Source organism: Tritonibacter sp. SIMBA_163 (assembly GCF_046535935.1).
In the GTDB taxonomy this organism is placed as follows: Bacteria; Pseudomonadota; Alphaproteobacteria; order Rhodobacterales; family Rhodobacteraceae; genus Epibacterium; species Epibacterium scottomollicae.
This window is the reverse complement of sequence record NZ_JAWJBP010000262.1, coordinates 1-297: the sequence shown is the minus strand read 5'-3', so window position 1 is coordinate 297 and position 297 is coordinate 1. Positions and strand designations below refer to the sequence as shown.

Below are 297 nucleotides of genomic sequence, written 5' to 3'. Positions count from 1 at the left end.
TGCACCGAGGAAAGCTAAAGCTTTGCTTATTTCATCGGCAGTGCCTTTCAATTGGAGGATCAGCGTGCCATAAGCACCGCGCTGGGTATGGGAGATGGATAAACTCGTAATCCAGCGCATACCGGCAGTGAAGAAATGGCTGAACGCATGAAAGGGGGAGCGGGAATGAAGAAACTTTACGGGCCATTGATGGCTTTTGGGGCGATCATGTTGCTGAGTGCGTGTTCTTTGAGCGATGACGCGGCGAATCTGTATAAGCAGGAAGTGCCTCTGCAAATCGAGGCGGAAGTGCCAACA

General features: G+C 51.5%; 1 protein-coding gene. It reads right to left on the bottom strand.

What is annotated here, in order from left to right:
- The coding region (locus tag R0J92_RS22330; RefSeq protein WP_411053265.1) for an NIL domain-containing protein at positions 1–120 on the bottom strand (120 nt) is incomplete at its 3' end.
- Positions 121–297 lie beyond the last annotated feature (177 nt).